2 protein-coding genes are annotated in these 1,954 nt (G+C 74.1%); one reads left to right on the top strand and one right to left on the bottom strand.

Features of this window, described 5'->3' with window-relative positions; all coding sequences use genetic code 11:
• Positions 1–385: IclR family transcriptional regulator (locus ACFV5N_RS27455; RefSeq protein ID WP_385605142.1), on the bottom strand; the 385-nt coding region annotated here is incomplete at its 3' end.
• A gap of 108 nt (positions 386–493) precedes the next feature.
• On the opposite strand from ACFV5N_RS27455, the gene ACFV5N_RS27450 reads away from it, so the two are divergent.
• A partial coding sequence (locus ACFV5N_RS27450) for an aldehyde dehydrogenase (NADP(+)) (RefSeq protein ID WP_385605139.1) occupies positions 494–1,954 on the top strand: 1,461 nt, incomplete at its 3' end.

The following is a 1,954-nucleotide window of genomic DNA, read 5'->3' as shown; positions in this document are numbered from 1 at the left end:
GATAGTGGTCGGACTGGCGGGTGGCCAGATACACCACGCTGGTGCCGTCCAGGCGCGCCAGGTGGATGGTCTCCGTCGTCTCGTCCGAGAGCCGGTCCAGGGTGGTGCGGGCCGCCGCCACCACCTCGTCGCCGTCGATGTACGAGGTGCCCACCAGCAGCGCCCGCACCCCGATGCCGTACCGGGTGCCGGTCGGGTCGGTCTCCACCCAGCCCAGCTCCACCAGCGTGCGCAGCAGCATGTACAGGCTGGACTTGGGGTAGCCGAGGGCCGACTGCACATCGGCCAGCGAGTGCATGCCCGGGCGTCCCGCGAAGAATTCCAGGAGTTCCACGGTCCGTACCGCGGATTTGACCGGGGATGCGCCCGTCTCACCGGCTGCCATCGACCTTGACCCCTTTGTTCGAACCGCTATAGAGTCTGTGAGCGTCTCATATTCACATACAGGGACGCTGTTCAGTATATCGAACGTTCGCCGCGGGAGGAACGACCGGTGTCAGCAGAACCAGTGTGGAGCGTGGACCCCCGGACCGGGAAGCGCCGCGAACAGGTCACCACCGAGGCCGGAGCGGCCGACGTCGACCGGGCCGTCCGCGCCGCCCACGCCACCTCCGGCGCGCTCGCCGACCGCGACACCCGGATCGCGCTGCTGCGCGCCGCGGCCGACGCCCTGGAGGCCGACCGCGACGCCATCATCGCCGCCGCCGACGCGGAGACCGCCCTCGGCCTGCCCCGGCTCACCGGCGAACTGGACCGCACCACCGGCCAGCTGCGCGCCTTCGCCGACGAGGTCGCGGACGGCGGCTACCTCGGCGTCATCATCGACCACGCCGACCCCGGCCTCACCCCGCCCCGGCCGGACCTGCGCCGCTACAAGATCCCGCTGGGCGTGGTCGCGGTCTACGCCGCCTCCAACTTCCCGCTCGCCTTCTCCGTCCCCGGCGGCGACACCGCCTCCGCGCTCGCCGCCGGCTGCCCGGTCGTCGTCAAGGCGCACCCCGACCACCCCGCCACCTCCGCCCTCACCGGCGCCGCGCTGCGCCGCGCCGCCGCCGGGGTGGGGCTGCCGGAGGACGTGATCTCCGTGGTGCACGGCTTCGAGGCCGGCATCGAGCTGATCAAGCACCCGCTGGTGAGCGCCGCCGGCTTCACCGGCTCGGTACGCGGCGGGCGCGCGCTGTTCGACGCCGCCGCCGCCCGGCCGGTGCCGATCCCCTTCCACGGCGAACTGGGCAGCCTCAACCCGGTGGTCGTCACCCGGGAGGCCGCCGCCGAGCGCGCCGAGGAGATCGGCGAGGGCCTCGCCGGCTCGGTCACCCTGGGAACCGGCCAGTTCTGCGTCAAGCCCGGCCTCGTCCTCGCCCCCGAGGGCGAGGAGGGCGACCGGCTGGTGGCCACCCTCGGCGAGAAGCTCGCGGGCAGCACCCCCGGCGTCCTGCTCGACACCCGCATGCGGGAGAACTTCGTCGCCGGTGTCGCGGCCCGCGCCGGACTGGCGGAGGTGACCACCGGCACCCCGGCCGGCCCCGGCGAGGAACTGACGGTCGTCCCCGGCTTCCTCACCGTGCCCGCCGCCCGGCTCGCCGAGGACGAGAGCGCCCACGAACTGCTGCTGGAGGAGTGCTTCGGCCCGCTCACCGTCGTCGCCCGCTACAGCGACGACGAGGAGGTCAGCCGGGTCCTCGGCCGGCTGCCCGGCAACCTCACCGCCACCGTCCAGCTCAGCGCCGCCGAGGCGGCGGGCGAGAGCGGCGACGCCGCGGCGCTGGTCGCCGAACTCACCCCGCTGGCCGGGCGCGTCCTGGTCAACGGCTGGCCCACCGGCGTCGCCGTCTCCCCGGCCCAGCACCACGGCGGGCCCTACCCGGCGACCACCTCCACCTCCACCTCGGTCGGCGCCACCGCCATCGAACGCTGGCTGCGTCCGGTGGTCTACCAGTCCACCCCCCAGGCC

It is taken from the genome of Streptomyces sp. NPDC059853 (genome assembly GCF_042731495.1).
In the GTDB taxonomy this organism is placed as follows: domain Bacteria; phylum Actinomycetota; class Actinomycetes; order Streptomycetales; family Streptomycetaceae; genus Streptomyces.
This window is presented reverse-complemented; position numbering and strand designations above follow the sequence as displayed.